This is a genomic window from Methanolobus sp. ZRKC5 (genome assembly GCF_038446525.1).
Lineage (GTDB): Archaea > Halobacteriota > Methanosarcinia > Methanosarcinales > Methanosarcinaceae > Methanolobus.
The window spans coordinates 555,485-574,675 of record NZ_CP151792.1 but is presented as its reverse complement, the minus strand read 5'-3'; the positions used below and the strand labels follow the sequence as shown (position 1 = coordinate 574,675).

The 19,191-nt window shown below is 38.5% G+C and carries 19 protein-coding genes and 2 pseudogenes; 14 read left to right on the top strand and 7 right to left on the bottom strand.

The features are described from left to right. The 3 genes from WN948_RS02565 (at position 1) to WN948_RS02555 (ending at position 2,500) form a co-directional block, all read left to right on the top strand. Entirely contained in the window at positions 1-315 is a 315-nt protein-coding gene (locus WN948_RS02565) for a hypothetical protein (RefSeq protein WP_342305431.1), read from the top strand. A 63-nt stretch (positions 316-378) separates the two neighbouring features. Continuing rightward, on the top strand, positions 379-1,473 hold the full coding sequence (mtaA, locus tag WN948_RS02560) for a methylcobamide:CoM methyltransferase MtaA (protein ID WP_342306523.1): 1,095 nt from the start codon (positions 379-381) through the stop codon (positions 1,471-1,473). An 82-nt stretch (positions 1,474-1,555) separates the two neighbouring features. Then, the gene (locus WN948_RS02555) at positions 1,556-2,500 is read left to right on the top strand and encodes an IS5 family transposase (protein WP_342303665.1); all 945 of its coding nucleotides are present in this window, start codon (positions 1,556-1,558) and stop codon (positions 2,498-2,500) included. 348 nt (positions 2,501-2,848) lie between these two features. Here the strand turns inward: WN948_RS02555 and WN948_RS02550 are convergent. Together WN948_RS02550 and WN948_RS02545 are read right to left on the bottom strand one after the other, a co-directional pair. Continuing rightward, a pseudogene (locus WN948_RS02550) lies at positions 2,849-3,870 on the bottom strand (IS630 family transposase). Between the two features lie 165 nt (positions 3,871-4,035). Beyond that, entirely contained in the window at positions 4,036-5,850 is a 1,815-nt protein-coding gene (locus WN948_RS02545) for a methyl-accepting chemotaxis protein (protein ID WP_342305430.1), read from the bottom strand. Between the two features lie 556 nt (positions 5,851-6,406). Between WN948_RS02545 and WN948_RS02540 the strand changes: the two genes are divergently transcribed. Then, positions 6,407-6,829 (top strand): peptidylprolyl isomerase, encoded by a 423-nt coding sequence (locus tag WN948_RS02540; RefSeq protein ID WP_342305429.1) that lies wholly within the window; start codon positions 6,407-6,409, stop codon positions 6,827-6,829. 154 nt (positions 6,830-6,983) lie between these two features. Next, a protein-coding gene (locus tag WN948_RS02535) for an IS1 family transposase (RefSeq protein WP_342303728.1) occupies positions 6,984-7,666 on the top strand; the annotation gives its coding sequence in 2 pieces (ribosomal slippage) (positions 6,984-7,310 and positions 7,313-7,666; 681 coding nt in all). 14 nt (positions 7,667-7,680) lie between these two features. Here WN948_RS02535 and WN948_RS02530 read toward each other — a convergent pair. Continuing rightward, positions 7,681-10,485, bottom strand: a complete 2,805-nt coding sequence (locus WN948_RS02530; RefSeq protein ID WP_342305428.1) for a DEAD/DEAH box helicase — start codon at positions 10,483-10,485, stop codon at positions 7,681-7,683. A 316-nt stretch (positions 10,486-10,801) separates the two neighbouring features. Here WN948_RS02530 and WN948_RS02525 point away from each other — a divergent pair, with 316 nt between their 5' ends. Then, positions 10,802-11,344, top strand: coding sequence for an arginine decarboxylase, pyruvoyl-dependent (locus WN948_RS02525; protein WP_342305426.1), 543 nt, complete (start codon positions 10,802-10,804; stop codon positions 11,342-11,344). 30 nt (positions 11,345-11,374) lie between these two features. Here WN948_RS02525 and WN948_RS02520 read toward each other — a convergent pair whose 3' ends face one another. Next, the gene (locus WN948_RS02520; protein WP_342305425.1) at positions 11,375-11,836 is read right to left on the bottom strand and encodes a GNAT family N-acetyltransferase; all 462 of its coding nucleotides are present in this window, start codon (positions 11,834-11,836) and stop codon (positions 11,375-11,377) included. 175 nt (positions 11,837-12,011) lie between these two features. Between WN948_RS02520 and WN948_RS02515 the strand changes: the two genes are divergently transcribed. The 4 genes from WN948_RS02515 to WN948_RS02500 all read left to right on the top strand — a co-directional run bounded on the left by WN948_RS02515 (position 12,012) and on the right by WN948_RS02500 (position 15,037). Then, entirely contained in the window at positions 12,012-12,368 is a 357-nt protein-coding gene (locus WN948_RS02515; protein ID WP_342305424.1) for a hypothetical protein, read from the top strand. A gap of 332 nt (positions 12,369-12,700) precedes the next feature. Beyond that, positions 12,701-13,465 (top strand): basic amino acid ABC transporter substrate-binding protein, encoded by a 765-nt coding sequence (locus WN948_RS02510; RefSeq protein ID WP_342305423.1) that lies wholly within the window; start codon positions 12,701-12,703, stop codon positions 13,463-13,465. A 170-nt stretch (positions 13,466-13,635) separates the two neighbouring features. Continuing rightward, on the top strand, positions 13,636-14,328 hold the full coding sequence (locus WN948_RS02505; protein ID WP_342305422.1) for an amino acid ABC transporter permease: 693 nt from the start codon (positions 13,636-13,638) through the stop codon (positions 14,326-14,328). Next, positions 14,309-15,037, top strand: coding sequence for an amino acid ABC transporter ATP-binding protein (locus WN948_RS02500; protein WP_342305421.1), 729 nt, complete (start codon positions 14,309-14,311; stop codon positions 15,035-15,037). Before WN948_RS02505 ends, WN948_RS02500 begins: the two co-directional genes overlap by 20 nt. Positions 15,038-15,101: 64 nt before the next feature. Here the strand turns inward: WN948_RS02500 and WN948_RS02495 are convergent, their stop codons facing one another. Then, positions 15,102-15,602, bottom strand: a complete 501-nt coding sequence (locus WN948_RS02495; protein WP_342305420.1) for a GNAT family N-acetyltransferase — start codon at positions 15,600-15,602, stop codon at positions 15,102-15,104. 126 nt (positions 15,603-15,728) lie between these two features. Between WN948_RS02495 and WN948_RS02490 the strand changes: the two genes are divergently transcribed. From WN948_RS02490 to WN948_RS02475, 4 genes are all read left to right on the top strand, one after another. Further along, positions 15,729-15,884, top strand: coding sequence for a hypothetical protein (locus tag WN948_RS02490; protein ID WP_342305419.1), 156 nt, complete (start codon positions 15,729-15,731; stop codon positions 15,882-15,884). Positions 15,885-15,925: 41 nt separating this feature from the next. After that, positions 15,926-16,723 carry a DUF1638 domain-containing protein gene (locus WN948_RS02485; RefSeq protein ID WP_342305418.1) on the top strand — a complete coding sequence of 266 codons (798 nt, stop codon included), beginning with the start codon at positions 15,926-15,928 and terminating at the stop codon, positions 16,721-16,723. A 209-nt stretch (positions 16,724-16,932) separates the two neighbouring features. Then, a complete protein-coding gene (msrA, locus tag WN948_RS02480) occupies positions 16,933-17,445 on the top strand; it encodes a peptide-methionine (S)-S-oxide reductase MsrA (RefSeq protein WP_342305417.1) in 513 nt (170 codons plus the stop codon). Between the two features lie 90 nt (positions 17,446-17,535). Continuing rightward, positions 17,536-17,772 (top strand): cytochrome b5 domain-containing protein, encoded by a 237-nt coding sequence (locus WN948_RS02475; RefSeq protein WP_342305416.1) that lies wholly within the window; start codon positions 17,536-17,538, stop codon positions 17,770-17,772. 42 nt (positions 17,773-17,814) lie between these two features. Here the strand turns inward: WN948_RS02475 and WN948_RS02470 are convergent, their stop codons facing one another. Both WN948_RS02470 and WN948_RS02465 read right to left on the bottom strand, forming a co-directional pair. Next, complete coding sequence (locus WN948_RS02470; RefSeq protein ID WP_342306522.1) at positions 17,815-18,126, bottom strand: ATP-binding protein; 312 nt, start codon at positions 18,124-18,126, stop codon at positions 17,815-17,817. A 26-nt stretch (positions 18,127-18,152) separates the two neighbouring features. Then, positions 18,153-19,162: pseudogene (locus WN948_RS02465) on the bottom strand (IS630 family transposase). Between the last annotated feature and the right edge of the window lie 29 nt (positions 19,163-19,191).

The following is a 19,191-nucleotide window of genomic DNA, read 5'->3' as shown; positions in this document are numbered from 1 at the left end:
ATGACAGAAGTGAAAGTCAATTCCAAGATATGCGGATTCACCCATATCATCAAGGGGAGAAAGGATGGTAAAAAGATAATTGTGGACATTGATACTCAATGTGAGAAAATCAAAAAGACATCTCATCTGGAAGTAGATATGATGGATCTTTTTGATATAAAAGATAATCTTATAATGGAAAAGGCTAAAGAGGCCAGGTGTTCTTCTACATGTCTTGTACCCTGTGCAGTGATGCATGTCTGTTGCATCGAAGCAAGTTTCATGTCGGGCAACCTTGCCAAAGATTCAGGAAGCGTCAGTATCGAGTTCCTATGACCATATCATTATTAAAGTGAAGAACATAAGAACATCATTTAGGATCACAAGGCAGATTCCGGAATTACATGTGGCTTAAAAGGAGGGTGTTATATTAGCAAATCAACATCAAATATCTCAAAAAAATTCCAGGATATACTTGATGGAAAAAAAGTTGATACTCCTCTTGTAGGCACGGTCACAACAGCAGGAATACTTGACCTGATGGACATTTCCGGGGCTTGTAGGCCTGAAGCCGACAGGAATCCGGAACAAATGGCAAAACTAGCAGCTTCCTTACACACGGATGCAAAGTTAGAGGTCATACGTATTCCATTTGATGTGACGGTGATTGGCGAGGCACTTGGCTGTCAGATAGATCCAGGCACAAAGGCAAGAACACCAGCAGTGCTCACCCATCCATTTGAGAAAAGTCCTGAAGAGTTTGAGATACCCGCTGATCTGCTGGAACGGGGAAGAATAGCTGTTGTAATGGATGCAATTTCCCTTCTCAAGAACGATTCGGGATTACAGGTGCCTTTAGTTGCAGGTATTGAAGGTCCTGCTGATCTTGCTTCTTATCTTTGCGGGATGAAATTGTTTCTGAAGCTGACTTTAAAGAAACCTGAAATTGCAAAAACAATCATCGAAAAATGCATCGATACCTGCATAATTTGTGCCAATGCCTATCTTCTTTCAGGTGCAGATGCAGTGGTGATCGCAGATGCTCTGTCTTCTCCGAAGCTGATAGGTCCTGATGCATTCAGGCAAATTATAAAACCTGCATTGATCAGGTTCAATAAAAGCATAAGAGGTCACAGTATACTTCACATATGTGGGGAAGTGGATAGTATTATACCAGACATACTTGAGTGTGGTTTTAGTGCTATAAGCATCGAAGAAAATGTGAAGGATCTTAAATATGTGATTGATTATGCACACAGAAACAATACAGCAATAATTGGAAATATTTCTACATCAGACACTCTGTATGCAAAGACACCAGAAGATGTTAGAAAAGAGGCGTTCCAATGCTTGGATACAAATATTGATGTACTTGCTCCTGGCTGTGGTATAGCTCCTGAAATGCCTTTGAGGAATCTTCTGGCTATGGTCAAGGCAAGGGATGAATATATTGAAAAAATGGCCCGAGTCATCACATTGAAATATGTGGTTTAGACTACAGAGGATTTCGATAAACTACCATCAATACTCATACAATTTAATAAAATTTAAATAATAGCAAAGCAAATTTACTATTATGGATTCTTTTACTGATTTTGCCTTAAATGAAGAATATAAGCGTCTCCAATCTGTCGGAGATAAGCTTGCTGAAATTGAATATTTAGTAGATTGGAAGCCTTTTCGCCCTATTCTGGAGTCAATGTACATAAACAGAACAGCTTCAGGCGGACGGCCTGAAGCTGATGTTATTGTAATGTTCAAGATGCTTGTTCTGCAACAATGGCATGGTCTTTCTGATGCTGAGCTTGAAAAGCAGTGTATTGACAGGATATCCTTTAGGAAATTCCTGGGATTTCCTGAATATGTACCAGACAGTACAACTGTCTGGTCATTCAGGAAGAGAATTATCGACAATGGTAAAGAAAAAGCGGTGTGGGATGAAATGCAGAATCAGCTTGATGCTCTTGGTTTGAAGATTAAAAAAGGAATGATCCAGGATGCAACTTTTATTCACTCAGATCCAGGACATGCAAAAGCAGATGTACTCAGAGGAAAAGATGCGAAAACAAGAAGAAGCAAAGATGGAACCTGGACTAAGAAAAATGGTAAATCTCACTTTGGATACAAACTTCATACAATTATTGATAAGGATTATGAACTAATCAGAAGATTTGAGACAACAACTGCATCACTTCACGATTCACAGGTTGATCTGTCTGAAAAGGGTGAAGTGGTGTATAGAGATAAAGGATATTTTGGAGCAATAGCAAAAGGTTTTGCAGCAACAATGCAACGAGCTGTAAGAGGACATCCTTTAGGAATAATGGATATCCTCAGAAATGAAAGAATAAGTGTGAAAAGAGTCCCTTGCGAAAGAGTGTATGCAGTGACAAAAGAAATATTTAAAACCAGAAAGGTTCTTGTTACAACTGTAGAAAGAGTGAATGCAAAAATGTTGATGACAGCTTTTTGTTTTAATCTGCATCAATTGAGGACACTAAAAACCAAAGGAGTAATTTAGGATAGCGGGAGCTATACTAAAAATAAGGATTAATGAAGAGAAATAAACAAAATGATAAAAAATGAGAGGATATAATTGAGTTTGAATACTTTAATGATCTAAAATGAGGGAATATCGAAATCCTCTCTATTTTTTTTATCTTTTTTGATAGTATTATGTCCTTTATTAGTATGAATTTTTTCTAATTCTGGTTACCGGGGATTGGATAATTTGGCGATATAATACTATTCTGGCGAAAATGAAGGCCATATCAATAAATTATCTACAGGTATGGCATAAGGGCATTAATTTTAAGGGAAAAATGTTTGATACGTAAGGTTTTACATGAAAAATATGTACTTATAGTTACTAACTTAACATTTTTAACTTATCATCCAGAAATGTCTCAATCCATTTTCTTGCGAAGCTAATCTTTGATGAACAATCAATAAACGCCTCAGCAATCAGATTTTTCATATGATCCAGATCTTTCACAAAATTGCGAGAAATAATTCTTTTGACACTTTTCCAGATGAATTCGATTGGATTCAAGTCGGGTGAATATGGAGGTAAATAGACCAATTCAATATCATTTGCCTGTGCAAATTCCACTGTATATTTTGCTCGATGTGATCTAAAATTGTCGAGAATAATTACGATTCTCTCTCCCATGTTATTGTTTTTAACAGCTGATAAAAACGAACATACATCCTCCTTGGTTGAATGTTCTTTGAAATCAATAACAGAATTACCATTCAATGCATAAAAACCGAAGGAGTTTGCTTTTATCCTGGTTGTGTTTTTGAAGATGGCAGGTTTATTGAAAGACCATAAACGAACCGTATTTGATGTTGTTTGGGGAGATGATTCATCAAGAAATCCGATAACGCAATCATCATCGATTAACGGTAAGTTTTTTTTAAACAATCTTCTGCATTTTGTGGTCTTCGATAATCATGCGCATATGGTTTGGCATGATGCATGCCAAACTTCTTCAAGATCACTAGTATTTGCTTAATGGTGTATTGAACCTTAAATTCATTATAAATGAGTTCCTGAACTTCTTTTGTAGACCAATCATCTCTTTCATGTAACATGTCCCTTAGTTTTTCTTTTTGATCATCAGTGAGTTTGGAAGGACATCCTCCTGAAAACCTAGGCTTTAATCCTTCATATCCGTCTTGATTCCACCGCTCTTGCCATTGATATGCAACGGGTTTTGATATCCCTACAAGTTTAGCTGCTTCATTAACAGAAGCTCCTTCATAACGATGTTTAACAAAATATAAACGTTGTAGAACTCGTGTGTCTTTCTCTAATGACTTAATATGTTTAAGCAATTCTTCTGATGAAAGATGATGCTTTATCGGAATTTGTTCGGGTTTAGCCATACAGTATTGTTATACTCAATTAGTATTAATAGTTTGGTTAATAACTATAAAATTAGTTTTGACTGACAAAATAGATTATTTTTAGAAAAAGTGGGTATAAATAAAAAGCAGCTCTTTGGGAGAGCTGCAAGTGCTTAATAGTCTATTCTTCTCTAATTTTCTTTCTTATATGGCGGCAATGGAGGGACCTTGCTTATTTTCAGGTTCAAAATCTGCGATTTTTGCCATGGGAGAAGGGTTTTTAACTAAAGTTTCTACATCTTCGTCCAGCTTGAACTTTGATACAACAACTAGCAAACGTTCCGCCATTTCTGCCAGGCTCTGGGATGAGTGAGCCAGTCCTTCCATGGAGGCTGTCTGTTCTTCTACAGATGCCATTGTCTCCTGGGTTCCGGCAGCAGATTGCTCTGCAACTGCAGATACTTCTTCAATAGAAGCAGTTGTTTCTTCTATGGATGCTGCCTGCTCTTCTGAAGCAGCCGCAATGTCACTGACCATATCTGTTATTTGCTTTCCGGATTCAACCACTTTTTCAACCAAAGACACTGCTTTTTCAAGGGATTCTGATCCATTTGCAACTTCTATTCCACCTTTTTTCATGGATTCAACCGCATTTCCAGTACCTTCCTGCATTTCCTCGATCAAACCTGATATCTGCTTGGCTGATGTTGCAGATTCCTCTGCCAGTTTGCGTACTTCATCTGCTACGACTGCAAATCCACGACCATGTTCACCTGCTCGTGCAGCTTCGATGGCTGCATTTAGTGCAAGAAGGTTCGTCTGATCTGCAATTTGTGTTATAAAGCTTACAATCTCTCCAATTCTCGAGGACTTTTCATTAAGTTCATCAATCATACCAGATGATTCATTTGAAGCAGATTTAATGTGGTCCATTTTGAGAATAAGTTCGTGTGCCACATCTCCAAGACTCTGGATCAGGTCGTTCGATTCAACTGCACTCTCAGCTGCTTTTTGTGAATTTGTAGCGATATCCTGTACACTTATACTCATATCGCTTATTGTTTCGGAAACGTCTTCTATTTTACTTGACTGCATCAAAGCTCCCTCTGAAATTTGGGAAACTGCAGTTGATATCTGGGTTGTGCTAGCGGATATCTCTTCAGAAGATGCTGCCATTTCCTGTGATGTGAACGAAAGAGTCTTTGAACTTTCTTTAACTTCGCCAACAAGTGATTTCAAATTACTGACCATAATTCCTACTGAATCGGATAACTGCCCAATTTCATCTTTAGATGTATCAGTGATATTTGTTGTTAGGTCACCATTAGATATCTTGTTAGATACGTCGAGTAAACCATTCAGTCGTGTCGTTATGGACCTGGAGATAGTGACACCTATGACTAAACCGAGAATAGCAGATATTATAATAAGGCCAAAAATGGATCTTACTGCACTAGCATATGCTGCCTCTGATTCAACTTCAGCCTGTGCCATTTCCACGGCTTGCATTTCTTCAAATTCAGTAAGAGCTGCACTAAGCTTTACTCCGGCAGCATCATAGTTTTCCATGGCATTTGAAACACGAATGTCGGTTTCGCTCATTCCTGCTTCATCTACAGTTTTGAAAAAAGTAAGTCCGGCAGTTTCAAAATCATTTCTAAGAGCAACTATGTTTTCCAGATCCTGTGTTTCCTCTTCGTCCAGATTTAATGCACTCAGAGTTCCTGTGTGTTCATCAAAAGTTTGTGTGGCCTCTACAAAATCATCTTTTGCGGTTGATTCGCCTAATGCATATGATGCGCCTGCATCTCTTGCCATCCATAATGATAGATCCATTTCCATTACAGAATCTGCAGAAACAACATGCTCTGATAAGACTTCATCCAAATGTTCATTAACAATTGAAATTCCACTGTATCCTGTATAACCGACCAGCAGCATAAAAATAATGAGTAATGCATAACTTCCGAGTAGTTTTTTTGACATTCCGATGTCGTTTAATTTTTCAAGTATATTCAAATATATCACCTACATTAAATGGAATAAATCCACCTGTTTATATCGCAGTGGCATATATATTATTAAACTATATACATGTATGTTGCACCGTTAACTTTGAAATTAATATCAAGTAGTTACAGATATATTAGGGTTAAATGTAAAAAATAAGTAACTATTCAGCCTGATAAAAACGCTATCAATAACAATCTTGACAAAAAGTTGAAACGTAAATTTCATTAGGATCATTTATTTTGATTGTTGCTATTGATTGCTTTTTTGATTGTTAGATTGTTAGTGAGCAGACATCTCTATTTCGATGAAATCAGTACCAATAGGCAAATCGTGCCAGGCTGAATAGTTACAAAAATAATTTTAATACTATTCGAGAATTGAATAAGATGTCAGCAACAACGAGTGGTATTTTCGGAATTCTGTACACATAATTTATGGTATTTTAGAGCTTTTCATGGAGCAGATGACATTATGGATATCACCAAAACACCTAAGTAATGTCCCCCCGTCAAATGGCTAAAAATGAGTGGGAACTTGTTTTTTTATAAACCGAGTTGATATTTTGGCAATAAAAGACGGAGATACAATAAAGATAGACTATACCGGCACACTTGATGACGGTACTGTTTTTGATAGTTCTGAAAATCATGACGAACCTCTTGAATTTACTGTAGGTGCAGGGCAGGTCATACCAGGTTTCGAGGAAGCTGTAAGAGGTATGGAAGTCGGGGAAGAGAAGAAGTTCAGAGTAGAGGCTTGTGAAGCCTATGGCGAGGCAAATCCGGCTCTCATGCAGACAGTTCCAAGTTCACTACTTCAGGCTGATGCAGAGATCACCGAAGGAATGATGATAATGGTAGGAACTGCTGACGGTCAGCAGATGCCTGCAAAGATAACTGAAGTCAATGATGAAACCATCACACTTGACATGAATCATCCACTCGCTGGCAAGGCACTGACTTTTAACATTAAAGTTGTCGAATAATACTTACTATTTTGAGCTCGTTATTTGGGCTCAACCTTTCTTTTTATGGCAGTACTGATTGTTTTGAAAAATACATTTTGGGCTGAATATTTATAAAAATATTTGGCTTTGGTAATTAAACATCGTTATATAATATGATGGCCTCTTTTTATATATGAATTGTCCAAAGTGTAAGAGTTCCAGTCATAAGAAGAACGGTAGGATTGATGGTCGACAACGCTACAAATGCCATGATTGTGGATACAACTATTCAGTAGATATAAAATCCACCGCTAGCCCCGTATCTGTTAAGCGACAGGCTTTACAACTCTATCTGGAGGGGTTGGGATTTCGTTCAATTGGACGTTTTTTGGGCGTTAGTCATGTTTCTGTTCAAAAATGGATTCGAAAATTTGGTAGTGAATTAGAGGATCTAAAAAGTGAAAATGAGATTTCTGTTGTGGAATTGGACGAGATGCATACTTATATTGGGAATAAAAAAACTACTGCTGGATATGGATTGCTGTTGATAGATATGGGAAGAAATTCATCGATTGCTCTTTTGGCAGCAGAGGAACAAAAACAGGACAAAAACTCTGGAAAAAGTTAAAGACAAAAGAGGTTGGGGAAGTAATGACGGATTATTGGAGGGCATATGCCAAGTTAGTCCCCAGAAACATCCATACTCGATCAAAAGCAGAAACATATACTGTTGAAGGATACAACAGCATATTTAGGCATTTCCTGGCAAGACTAAGGAGAAAGTCAAAGTGTTATACTAAAAGTCTTGAAATGCTAAAAATCTCCGTTTTGCTCTTGATGAAATATAGGAATAAAGAACTAGCTATGTTTAATTAACAATGCCAAATATTTTATTTCATCTTGTTAATCGCTTTCTTCCTGAGTTCATGTAACTTTGCATCATCCGGCTTTTCCATTAATGCTTCATCGAACATCTCGACAGCTCCCCTGTGATCACCAAGTCGATGCAAGGCAATACCCTTATGCTTCCAGACCACGCTTTTAGCATAGCCCATGCTGATCAGTTTGTTGAAACACGTTAAAGCCATCTGGTTCTGACCAAGACGAAGACAGGTTATCCCTTTATTCATAAGGGCAGTGGCATTAGAAGGCTGCAATTGCAAGGCCGCTTCAAAACACTCATACGCCAGCTCCTGATCATTCTGCTCTTTTCCGGCTTTAATGCCTTCCTGTACCCATTCAGATGCGCTTTTCCTGTCACGTTGTCTGAGTTTTCTTCTTGCTCTGTTAAGCGCAGCAGAATGGTCAAATGGTTTGTCTTTTCGCTCTGTAGGTGTGGGTGCAATGGTTGCACGTCTCTCTGGTTTTTCAGATTTAGCATGAGATTTTCTTTTTTGAGGAATGTAGGCAGGTTTACCAAGCATCTTCCTCAGCATGATTATTGCTGCATCCTTGTCAAGGGGATTATTGTTGTTTCCACATTTTGGCGACTGAATACACGATGGACAACCTTCGATGCAAGGACAGCTTTCAATAGACTTTAAGGTTACTTCCAGCATTTCTACGATTTTACCGTAGCCACTTTCAGCATAGCCCACACCGCCGGGGTGTCCGTCATACACGAATATCCCGCTTTTTCCGGAAAGATCATCATGCTCTGGTGTGGAAACACCACCTACATCATTCCTGTCAGCCAGCAGGTGCAGCGGGTACATTGCTATAATTGCGTGTTCAATGGCATGTATACCGCCTGCAAAATCACGTTCGTGTTCGTTTACCAATTCGGTGAACATGTAAGGTAGTTCAAGCCACAGGGCTTCGGTCTCCAACCTAAATTCCGGCATATCCAGGGACAACTGTCCAAGCTCAGTGTCAGTACGCTGCTGAATTTTTTTATATCCCGTAACCTGCTGGGTGACATCCACATCCCCAAACCCTACCTTTACGTCAGGAAATGTTGCCAGAGCTTTTGTTTCAACAACTTCTCTGATGACTATGTCCGATGATACAAGGGATTTAGTATAGTAGCCATCCTGCGCCTTCTCAACATGTATCTCTCTTTTATCATGGTCCTGTTTTGTAACACAGTAAGGAGTACCTTTGTTAATGTACACCGCACCTTCAAAAGCTTCCCTGTAGGCACGCAGTCTCTCTATATTCTTTTCAAGAGGTCTTCTGCTTGTTTTGTCAATAATAGTATAGCTGTCACTGTCAATACCGCGGATGGAAACTTTCATATGTGGAGTAGGGTCTAGCGACCTCTTTTCATCAATTCCTTCCAGCAATCCTTCTTCTTCAAGTACTTCAACGATGGTCTCAAACTCAGCACCGAAATATTCGCTGTCCTTAGGTCTTAGTGGCATCTCCTTTGCAGCACAGAGCAAATGCCCTGCCTGTATGTAGCGGTTCGAGACATTGATAACTGCTTCCTCACAATTTCGTCTGAAGAAGTCTTCGGGATTTCTCATGTAGTACTGGTCAAGTGCATTGGAATCTGCAACAAGGGTGACTATGCTTTCCCGGTTTCCACGACCTGCTCGTCCTGCCTGTTGTCTTGCACTCATAATAGTTCCCGGGAATCCGTCCATGATACAGGCATCAAGTCCTCCGATGTCAATTCCAAGTTCAAGAGCGTTGGTGGATATCACACCTTCAATGTTTCCCTGTGCAAGCTCTTTTTCAATAGCTTCACGTTCATCACCGTGATAGCCTCCTCTGTAAGAGCTGATTTTTTTATCTATTCCTCTGCTGGCAAGTGTGTTCTTTGCCTGGACGTACATCCTCTCAACCTTTTGTCTCAACCTTGCAAAAACGATTGTCTGGAGGTCGCTTTGCACAAAGGTTGTGAAAAGGTCTACTGTTTCCCCGAAGCTGGCTTTTCTCTGGGTGAAGTTCCTGGCTTTCACATAAAGTGGAGGATTCCAGAAAACAAACTTCTGAGCACCCTGTCCGGAACTGTCATTGTCTATCAGGCTGACATCTTTTCCTATAAGTGATGAGCTATGTTCAACCGGGTTTCCGATGGTTGCAGTGCAACATATATATTGAGGGTTTGAACCATAGTGTTCGCAAATACGGTTCAGTCGTCTTAGCAGGTTTGCCATATGGCTTCCCATGACTCCGCTGTATGAATGGCTTTCATCCAGGATTATAAAGTTGAGATTCGAAAGGAAATGCTTCCATTGATGTTTCCATTGCAGGAAACTCAAATGCAGCATTTCGGGATTTGTAAAAATTATCTTGGTATTTCCGTATTTTACGTTATCTTTTTCAGCCTTGCTCATGGAACCAACGAATCTATCGATATTCACATTCAATCTCATTGTGTGGCTAAGTTTCCTGAAAGTGTCAAGCTGGTCATTTACAAGGGCATTTAGGGGTGATATGTAAAGTGCCGTGGCATGTGGCTCTTCCAGCAAACGCTCAAAAACAGGTAGCATGTAGCATAAGGATTTGCCACTGGCAGTACTGGTGGAAAGAACAATGTTCTTCTTTTCCCGTGCAGTGCTAACTGCTTCAGCCTGATGGGCATAGAGTTGTTCAATTCCATTTTCGTTCAAAGCATATCTGATCAGCGGATTGAGTTCTATATTCCTGTATTCTGCTTCTCTGGTGGGCACGTCCTCAATATGGGTAATCTGTCCTTCATATTTCCTTGAAGATTTTATTTTGCTGATCAGTTGGGAAATTTCCATTTTTGACTGGCTCCGCAGTTATTAATGAATTCATCCTTTAAAGACTATATTGCACTTTAAAATATCTCATATTTAATTCTACATTAAATTTACACGGGAAATATTTTCCATTTTTATTTTAAATCTTATGTTTGCAAAATTGTTTTTTAATTAAATTTAAGCCTTCAATTAAATTTAAGCACTCATAATGTTATTATACGAGAATACGTTTTCAGTATTAATTGTGAAATCGATAAGATTAGTTTATGCATAAGAGCATGAAAAACGATAATTCTCTGAAATCCAGATTAAAACTACATATAAAGCGATGATTAAAATGGTTCCAAAAAAGTGTTTTTTGACTAAAGGTGTTGGTGTACACAAAGACAAGTTAGCATCTTTTGAATTGGCACTGCGCGATGCTAAAATAGAAAAATACAATCTTGTCACCGTTTCCAGTATACTTCCACCCAATTGCAAACGGGTGTCCAGGGATGAAGGAATTGAACAATTGCCTGCAGGAGAGATCGTACATTGTGTTCTTGCACGCAATGAGACGAATGAAACACAAAGGCTTATATCAGCAGCTGTTGGCACAGCAGTTCCGGTAAATGAGAATAACTATGGCTATATCTCTGAACACCATACTTTTGGTGAGGATGAACTCACAGCAGGAGAGTATGCTGAAGATCTGGCGGCAACAATGCTTGCAACTACTCTGGGAATTGAATTCGATGCTGACTGTGCATGGCATGAAAGAGAACAGGTCTACAAAGCAAGCGGACATATAATAGATACAACTCACTATTGTCAGACAGCAAATGGTGACAAGGAAGGAAAGTGGACGTCAGTCATAGCGGCAATGGTTTTTATTGAATAAAAGGGATTGAAATGATTCTTTTTAATTTTCTTATTTATGTCCGCTGGTCTTTCGGATCATTGAGATATGTTCGATACCTGCGTCATCATAAGTCTCTCCATATTCTTTAAAACCAAACTTTTTGTAGAAACCTGTAGCATATAGCTGTGATGACAAATGAAGCTCTTTAGCTCCCATTGAAATTGTTTTTTCTATAAGATTTTTCATCAGCAATTTTCCAATATTCCGGTTGCGATATTCTTTAATTATACATATCCTTCCGATAGTAAAAGAATCATCATGCTCAAATATCCTTCCTGTGGCAACCGGTATTTTATCATTATATACAACAAGATGTAGGGATATAACATCATATTCATCGAGTTCAAGATTCTCATCGATGTTCTGTTCAATTACAAAAACATCTCTGCGAACTTTGTAGGCATCACTGAAATCATCAGATCCATTTATCCATTTTATTTGCATGTTGATACTGGTTTTACTTATTGGCATGTAATCAGGATTTGTGAGGATAAATATTTTTCTTAGTCTTTACCGCGATGTTCTTTGTATTAAAATATGATATCAAGAAACGTCATGAATAGAAAAACTTAAGTAACTTATAGTCAATTCGCAGGAGTCTATAGAATATATAGGGCTATAGAAATATAGTAATTGGAGATTTAATATGAAGAAATTTTTAAGCTTACTCATGGTTTTCCTGATGGTTGGACTTGTTGCCGTATCAGGATGTGCAGACACAACAGAAGATGTTGCTGAAGATGTAGCAGAAGATGTTGCTGAAGATGTAGATGCAGCAGAGGAAACTGCTGAAGATGTAGCAGAAGATGTTGCTGAAGATGTAGATGCAGCAGAGGAAACTGCTGAAGATGTAGCAGAAGATGTTGCTGAAGATGTAGATGCAACAGAGGAAACTGCAGAAGAAGTTGCAGAAGAAGTTGCAGAAGAAGTTGCAGAAGAAGTTGCAGAAGAAGTTGCAGAAGAAGTTGCAGAAGAAGTTGCTAACGAAACAGCAGCAGAGTAAATTCATTTAAGATAACATCATGCCCTGGCAGTCTTCCTGAATGTAAATTCACGTGATTGTCAGGATGTATGATAAACATCTTTTTCTTCATTTGGTATTTTTTTATTTCCTCTCTTTAATTATTTTCTAAAATAAAAATTTATTCATTTAACTACTAAATCCGCTTATTCATACTGTTTTTTGCTGATAGGTTACGAACTTAAAATAGAAAACCTTAAGTTGATTGCTCAATTATGGGTATTGGTCTATAGTTACTATATAAAATATAGATAATTGTCCAGGGAAGATCAATAATGAAGAAAATAATGAGTTTTTTAATAATAGGAATATTAATGCTAGGACTAGTCGCCGTTTCCGGATGTGCTGACAGCACAGAAAAAGACAGTGCAGATGATGGGATGGTTGAAGAAACAGCTGAGGTAACAACTTATATTGTAGGAACAGAACCTTATTTCCCACCATTTGAATATGCAGATGCGAACAACAGCAATGAGATCATAGGTTTTGATGTGGACCTTATCAATGCAATTGCAGAGGATCAGGGCTTTGAAATAGAATGGAAGGATCTTGAATTTGATGCACTTATCCCTGCCCTCCAGTCAGGACAGATCGACTTAATAGCCTCTGGTATGACAATTACTGCAGAAAGAGAAGAATCTGTAGACTTCAGTGAACCATACATCAATGCAGGTCTTTCCCTTGCTGTTGCTGCTGATAACGAGGAGATCAAGAGCCTGGATGATGTTCAGGGTAAGGTTGCTGTAGTTCAGCAAGGTTCCACAGGAGCTTTGAAAGCTGATGAACTCAAAGCAGAAGGCATAATTGACGAAATTATTTATCTTGCACATGTTAGTGACATTGTTATGAACATCCAGAGCGGACGTGCAGATTTCATGATAAATGACCTGCCAGTTACAAAATCTTACATGGTCCAGAATCCTGGTGTAATAAAGATTGTCGATGACGATATACAGAGCGATTCCTATGGTTTTGCAGTAAAGAACGGAAATACTGAGCTTCTTGAAATGCTCAATGCAGGTCTTGCTAACGTTCAGGAAGATGGTACATACGACCAGATAATGGGAGACTATTTCTAAACACTTTAATATTCTGAATATGCAATTCCCATTTGCATATTCACTATTTCTTATATTTTCTCCTGCCGAAAAACGAAAAAATCTGTAGCGATATATTTATATGTCGTTCATGTGTGCCTACTTTCAGAATAATGTACTGATTATTTTTACAAAAAACCGAGGTAATATCCTTGTCCCTTTTATCTACATATCTGGAACACATCATCAAAGTCTTACCTGACCTGATAGCAGGGTCAATGATAACAATTGAGATAACATCTTTCTCTCTGTTTTTCGGAATGATACTTGGTACGATCAGCGGCCTTGGCAAGTTGTCCCAAAAAAGAATATTCAGATATCCAAGCATTGTTTATATTGATTTTATAAGGGGAACTCCCCTGTTGGTACAGATATTATTATTCTACTATGGTATTCCAGGTCTTTATTCAAATGCAACGGGGAATCCATTGCAGATAGATCCGATACTTGCCGGTATTATTGTATGCAGTATAAACAGTGGAGCTTATATTGCAGAGATCGTACGTGCAGGTATACAATCCATTGACAGGGGACAGATGGAAGCAGCACGCTCACTTGGTATGAATGAAAGGATGGCAATGAAAGAGATTATCCTTCCACAGGCATTCAGGAGAATAATACCTCCTCTTGGGAATGAGTTCATTGCTCTTTTAAAAGATTCGTCACTTCTCGCTGTAATTGGCGTGCATGAACTGCTAAAGACCGGACAGTTATACATTTCCAGGACATTTGCAGCTTTTCCGGTGTATATTGCCGTGGCATTGATGTATCTGATACTGACAATCGTAATATCACGCGTAGTCGCATATTCAGAAAGGAGGCTTGGTGTCAGTGATAGAAGTTAAAGACCTTTACAAGAGATTTGGAGAGCTTGAAGTACTGAAAGGCATCTCTGTGGATATAGAAGAAAGCGAAGTAGTCTGCGTTATAGGTCCTTCAGGTTCAGGAAAAAGTACTTTCCTCAGGTGTATTAACCTTCTGGAAATGCCGACATCAGGTGAAATTATCATTGATAATGAAAAGATAACTGATAAAAATATTAACATTAACAGGATACGTGAGGAGGCTGGCATGGTATTCCAGCATTTTAATCTTTTTCCCCACAAAACCACACTTCAGAATGTTGCCATGGCACCAATGAAGGTCAGGAAACTCTCAAATGAGAAAGCTGAGAAACGTGCTCTTGACCTGCTGAAGAAAGTGGGTCTTGAAGACAAGGCAGATGTGTATCCATCAGCTCTTTCAGGAGGGCAGAAACAAAGGGTTGCAATTGCAAGGGCTCTTGCCATGCATCCAAAGCTTATGCTCTTTGATGAACCAACATCAGCACTCGATCCGGAGATGGTGGGAGAGGTTCTTGGTGTTATGAAAGATCTGGCACAGGCAGGCATGACAATGGTGGTTGTCACTCATGAAATGGGATTTGCAAGGGAAGTTGGTGACCGAGTTCTTTTCATGGATGATGGAATGATAGTTGAACGGGGAACGCCTGATGAAATATTCTCCAATGCCCAGCATGAGCGGACACAATCCTTCCTCAGCAAAATACTATAGGTCACATGACAAAAAGCAATGTCCTATAATTGAAAAATGATGGCAGGATATTGAAGTAATTCGTTTACTTCTTTCCTGCAAGGTCTTTTATGCCCTGCTCGTCCAACCTGTATATGATCCACTCTTTCTGGACTTTAGCACCAAAGTGTTCATAGAACTCTTTTGCAGGATTCCAGTCGAGCATACTCCACTCTATTCTTCCGCAGTTACGTTTTTCTGCAATTTGTCCGCAACGGAGCACAAGTGCTTTTCCAACACCCATACTGCGGAATTTTGGATAGACAAATATGTCTTCGATATACAAACCGGGTTTACCAACAAAGGAAGAGAAATTATGGAAGAATATAATGAAGCCTGCAGGTTTGTCGTTAAGCTCAGCTATTATCGCCTCAGCATACGGTCTTTTTCCAAACAGGGCAGTATGAAGACTTTCTTCCGTCGAAAGGACATGTTCTCCGAGACCTTCAAATTCAGCAAGTGACCGTACAAAGTCCATAATGAGGGGAATATCACGTTCATTTGTCTGCCGGATAATTAGTTTATTTTCCATAGAGTCGTTTTCCACGTTCTCACCTTCGAGTTTTTGCAAATTATATAACAAATGTACTTTTAAAGAGCGTCAACTTCTCATTCTATTAGAATGCTACTATTTTTAATAAACCAGTGTAAATAGTTCGTGTGGGATCAACAGATGCAAATTGCAAAGATCGTGATAATAAGTCTTGTTATTTTCATATTGGTAACTGTACTTGTTACCCAGGTCCTGCAGGATAAGATCTTCTTTTCGCTGTTTGTTGGGATACCTTCCGGAGTCGCGGCTTTTGCGGTAAGTTTTGTTTATCTGTAAATGCAAAAGAATGAATAGCAAATAGTGAATAAGGTAATAATATGCCATTGTTGACAATACTATCATGTAAGATCCTACAAGACGAAGTTGTTCACATCCTGGAAAATGATTCTTCAGTAGATGACATACTGGTTGTTGCCAATGGGCAGGAGGATGATTTCACTTCCAAACTACAAAAGGTAGGTCTCAGCTATCAGCTCCTATCTCCCGACAAACTTCCGGTGGATACTGAAGCTTACAAGAATGATCCTCATAGCTATACTGTAATGGTGTACATGGTTGAGCTTGCATTGCATGAGCTTCCTAAAACACTTAAAACAGAAGTGTACAAATTACTTGAAAAGCTAAGTAAGTATTCCAGCGGCATTCTCCTCTTTTACGGACTTTGTGGAAACGTATTCGATAAGATTAAAACAGATTTCGAGCATCTTGAAAAATCATGTCCTGTGAGAATACTTCAGGATGACACACGGACAGTTGATGATTGTGTAGGTGCTACTCTGGGTGGCTGTAGTGAATATCTTTCGACTCTCAAGAAGTTCAGTGATAAGGGAACATTTCTGTTTACACCCATGTTTGCACACACCTGGAGGGAGATTATGAGAGTTGATCCAGAAAAGCCTGAAAAAACGATTAAGATGCTTCGAAAGGTCAATGAAATTACTGGATACAAGCGGGTTGCCAAGATCAGAACTGGATTATTACATACAGATAATTTTGATGAAAAAGTGGCTGAATTTGCAGAGATATTTGACTTTGAGGTTCTGGAAGTAGAAGGTTGCCAGAACATATTTGAGAACTGTTATGAATCTATCAAAAAAGAGGTAGTTGGTTGCTAGTAGATACTTTCTAATTTTTAGTGAGTTATTCTGTAGTAGAAAGATTTATACCGTATGGAATCCCAGTTTTTAACAGGGGCAGGTCTTTATCGCTAATGCAGGATGTAAAAACCAGAACTATATTAATATTGTTTTTACTGACTTTTGTTTATGCAGGCATATCATGTGACTTACCAAAGATAGTGTCTGCCAGTTCTATAGGTGATGCGATGGAATCAAGGGAAGAATTACTTAATGAAGGCTACGAAATAGCAACGTTTGCAGCAGGTTGTTTCTGGGGTGTGGAATCGACATTTAGAAAAGTAAAGGGTGTGGGCTTCACTCAGGTGGGTTACACCGGTGGAACTACAGAAAATCCAACGTACAAAGGAGTATGTACAGGAGCAACTGGTCATGCTGAAGCTGTAGAAGTTGTTTTTAATCCTTCTGTTGTATCTTACGAAAAGTTATTGGAACTTTTCTGGGCGTTGCATGATCCCACGACTCTTAATAAACAGGGGCCTGACGTCGGTACACAATATCGTTCTGCTATATTTTATCATAATGCTGAACAGAGGAATGTTGCTATAGCATCAAAGATGCATCTGGAAAAGTCCGGAGAATATAATGGGGAGATTGTAACCCAGATACTACCTGCAGGAGTATTTTATCGTGCAGAGGAATACCATCAACAATATTTCGAAAAAATGGGTACTGATGGGGGATGTATTATAAAACATTAAACAATTTGTCGGTCATTTTAAATCAATGGAATATGAAAGCAAGACCCAAAAGCATATAAGTTTAAAATTAAATGTATAAGTGGTGATGATATGCAGGAATTCACATTGGAAGAAGTTGCAAAGTACAATGGTAAAGATGGCGAAAAAACATATGTTGTCTACGACGGTAAAGTCTATGATGTAAGTGGTAGTGACTTCTGGGACGATGGAGAACATATGGGTTTGCATGAAGCAGGAAATGATCTTACTGAATCTCTGGACATGGAAGCTCCCCATGAGACTGATGCACTGGATAATTACTCTGTAGTTGGAACAATTAAAAAATAAGGTATAGATGCCTTCTGGCACACTTCGGAATTAAGGCAGGTTTTACAGAGGTATTTCGAATACAAATGATGAACCCTTACCGGTTTCACTCTCAACTCGAATGCTTCCTCTGTGCATTTCAACATATTTCTTGACAATTGCGAGACCTAGTCCTGAACCGTCATAATTTCTGGTAAGTGCTGAGTCTACTTGTGTGAAAGGTTCAAACAGGTCTTTCTGATCATCCGGATGTATGCCTATTCCCGAGTCCTTTACCTCAATCTCTATATTGTTTAGAACCTTTTTTGCATACACGTGGATATAACCACCTTCCGTGGTAAATTTAATTGCATTGCCTATCAGATTATAGAGTATTTGTTTTATAGTTGTTCACTTAATATTCATAACTTATTTTTCAGAAACTTATCAATCCATTTTCTTGCGAAACTAATCTTTGATGAACAACTAATAAACGTCTCAGCAATCAGATTTTTCATATGGTCAAGATCTTTCACAAAATTACAAGAAATTATTCTTTTGACGCTCTTCCAGATGAATTCTATTGGATTCAAGTCTGGCGAATATGGAGGTAAATAGACCAATTCGATGTCATTTGCCTGTGCAAAATCCAATGTATCTTTTGCTCGATGTGATCTAAAATTGTCGAGAATGATTACAATTCTTTTTCCTATGTTACTGTTTTTTACAGTTGACAGAAATGAACATACATCTTCTTTGGTTGAATGTTCCTTAAAATTTATAACTGAATTACCATTCAATGCATAAAACCCGAAGGAGTTTGCTTTTAGCCTGGTTGTGTTTTTGAAGATAACAGGTTTATTGAAAGACCATAAACGAACTGTATTTGATGTTGTTTGTGGAGATGATTCATCAAGAAAGCCGATAACGCAACCATCATCGATTAATGGTAAGTTTTTTTTAAACGGTCTTCTGCGTCTTCTGGTCTTCGATGATCATGTGTATAGGGTTTGCCATGATGCATGCCAAACTTTTTCAAGATGACTAATATTTGCTTAATGGTGTATTGAACTTTAAACTCATTATATATGAGTTCCTGAACTGCTTTTGTTGACCAGTCATCACGCTCATGTAACATGGTCTTTAGTTTTTCTTTTTGGTCATTAGTGAGTTTTGAAGGGCAACCTCCTGAAAACCTGGGTTTCAAACCTTTATATCCGTCTTGATTCCACCGTTCTTGCCATTGATATGCAACGGGTTTTGATATCCCTACAAGTTTAGCCGCTTCATTAACTGAAGCACCTTCATAACGGTGTTTAACAAAATACAAACGTTGTAGAACTCTTGTATCTTTCTCTAACGACTTAATATGTTTAAGCAATTCCTCTAATGAAAGATGATGCTCTATCAGAATTTGTTCTGGTTTAGCCATGAAAAATAGTTGTATCTCTTAAGTAATAA

What these genes read in the sequence shown, in the direction of transcription:
- WN948_RS02525 (WP_342305426.1), top strand. Translation starts at nt 10,802, where the DNA reads ATGGTTCCAAAAAAGTGTTTTTTGACTAAAGGTGTTGGTGTACACAAA.
- WN948_RS02555 (WP_342303665.1), top strand. Translation starts at nt 1,556, where the DNA reads ATGGATTCTTTTACTGATTTTGCCTTAAATGAAGAATATAAGCGTCTC.
- WN948_RS02520 (WP_342305425.1), bottom strand. Translation starts at nt 11,836, where the DNA reads ATGCCAATAAGTAAAACCAGTATCAACATGCAAATAAAATGGATAAAT.
- WN948_RS02485 (WP_342305418.1), top strand. Translation starts at nt 15,926, where the DNA reads ATGCCATTGTTGACAATACTATCATGTAAGATCCTACAAGACGAAGTT.
- WN948_RS02515 (WP_342305424.1), top strand. Translation starts at nt 12,012, where the DNA reads ATGAAGAAATTTTTAAGCTTACTCATGGTTTTCCTGATGGTTGGACTT.
- WN948_RS02510 (WP_342305423.1), top strand. Translation starts at nt 12,701, where the DNA reads ATGCTAGGACTAGTCGCCGTTTCCGGATGTGCTGACAGCACAGAAAAA.
- WN948_RS02490 (WP_342305419.1), top strand. Translation starts at nt 15,729, where the DNA reads ATGCAAATTGCAAAGATCGTGATAATAAGTCTTGTTATTTTCATATTG.
- WN948_RS02475 (WP_342305416.1), top strand. Translation starts at nt 17,536, where the DNA reads ATGCAGGAATTCACATTGGAAGAAGTTGCAAAGTACAATGGTAAAGAT.
- WN948_RS02530 (WP_342305428.1), bottom strand. Translation starts at nt 10,485, where the DNA reads ATGGAAATTTCCCAACTGATCAGCAAAATAAAATCTTCAAGGAAATAT.
- WN948_RS02565 (WP_342305431.1), top strand. Translation starts at nt 1, where the DNA reads ATGACAGAAGTGAAAGTCAATTCCAAGATATGCGGATTCACCCATATC.
- msrA (WP_342305417.1), top strand. Translation starts at nt 16,933, where the DNA reads ATGGAATCAAGGGAAGAATTACTTAATGAAGGCTACGAAATAGCAACG.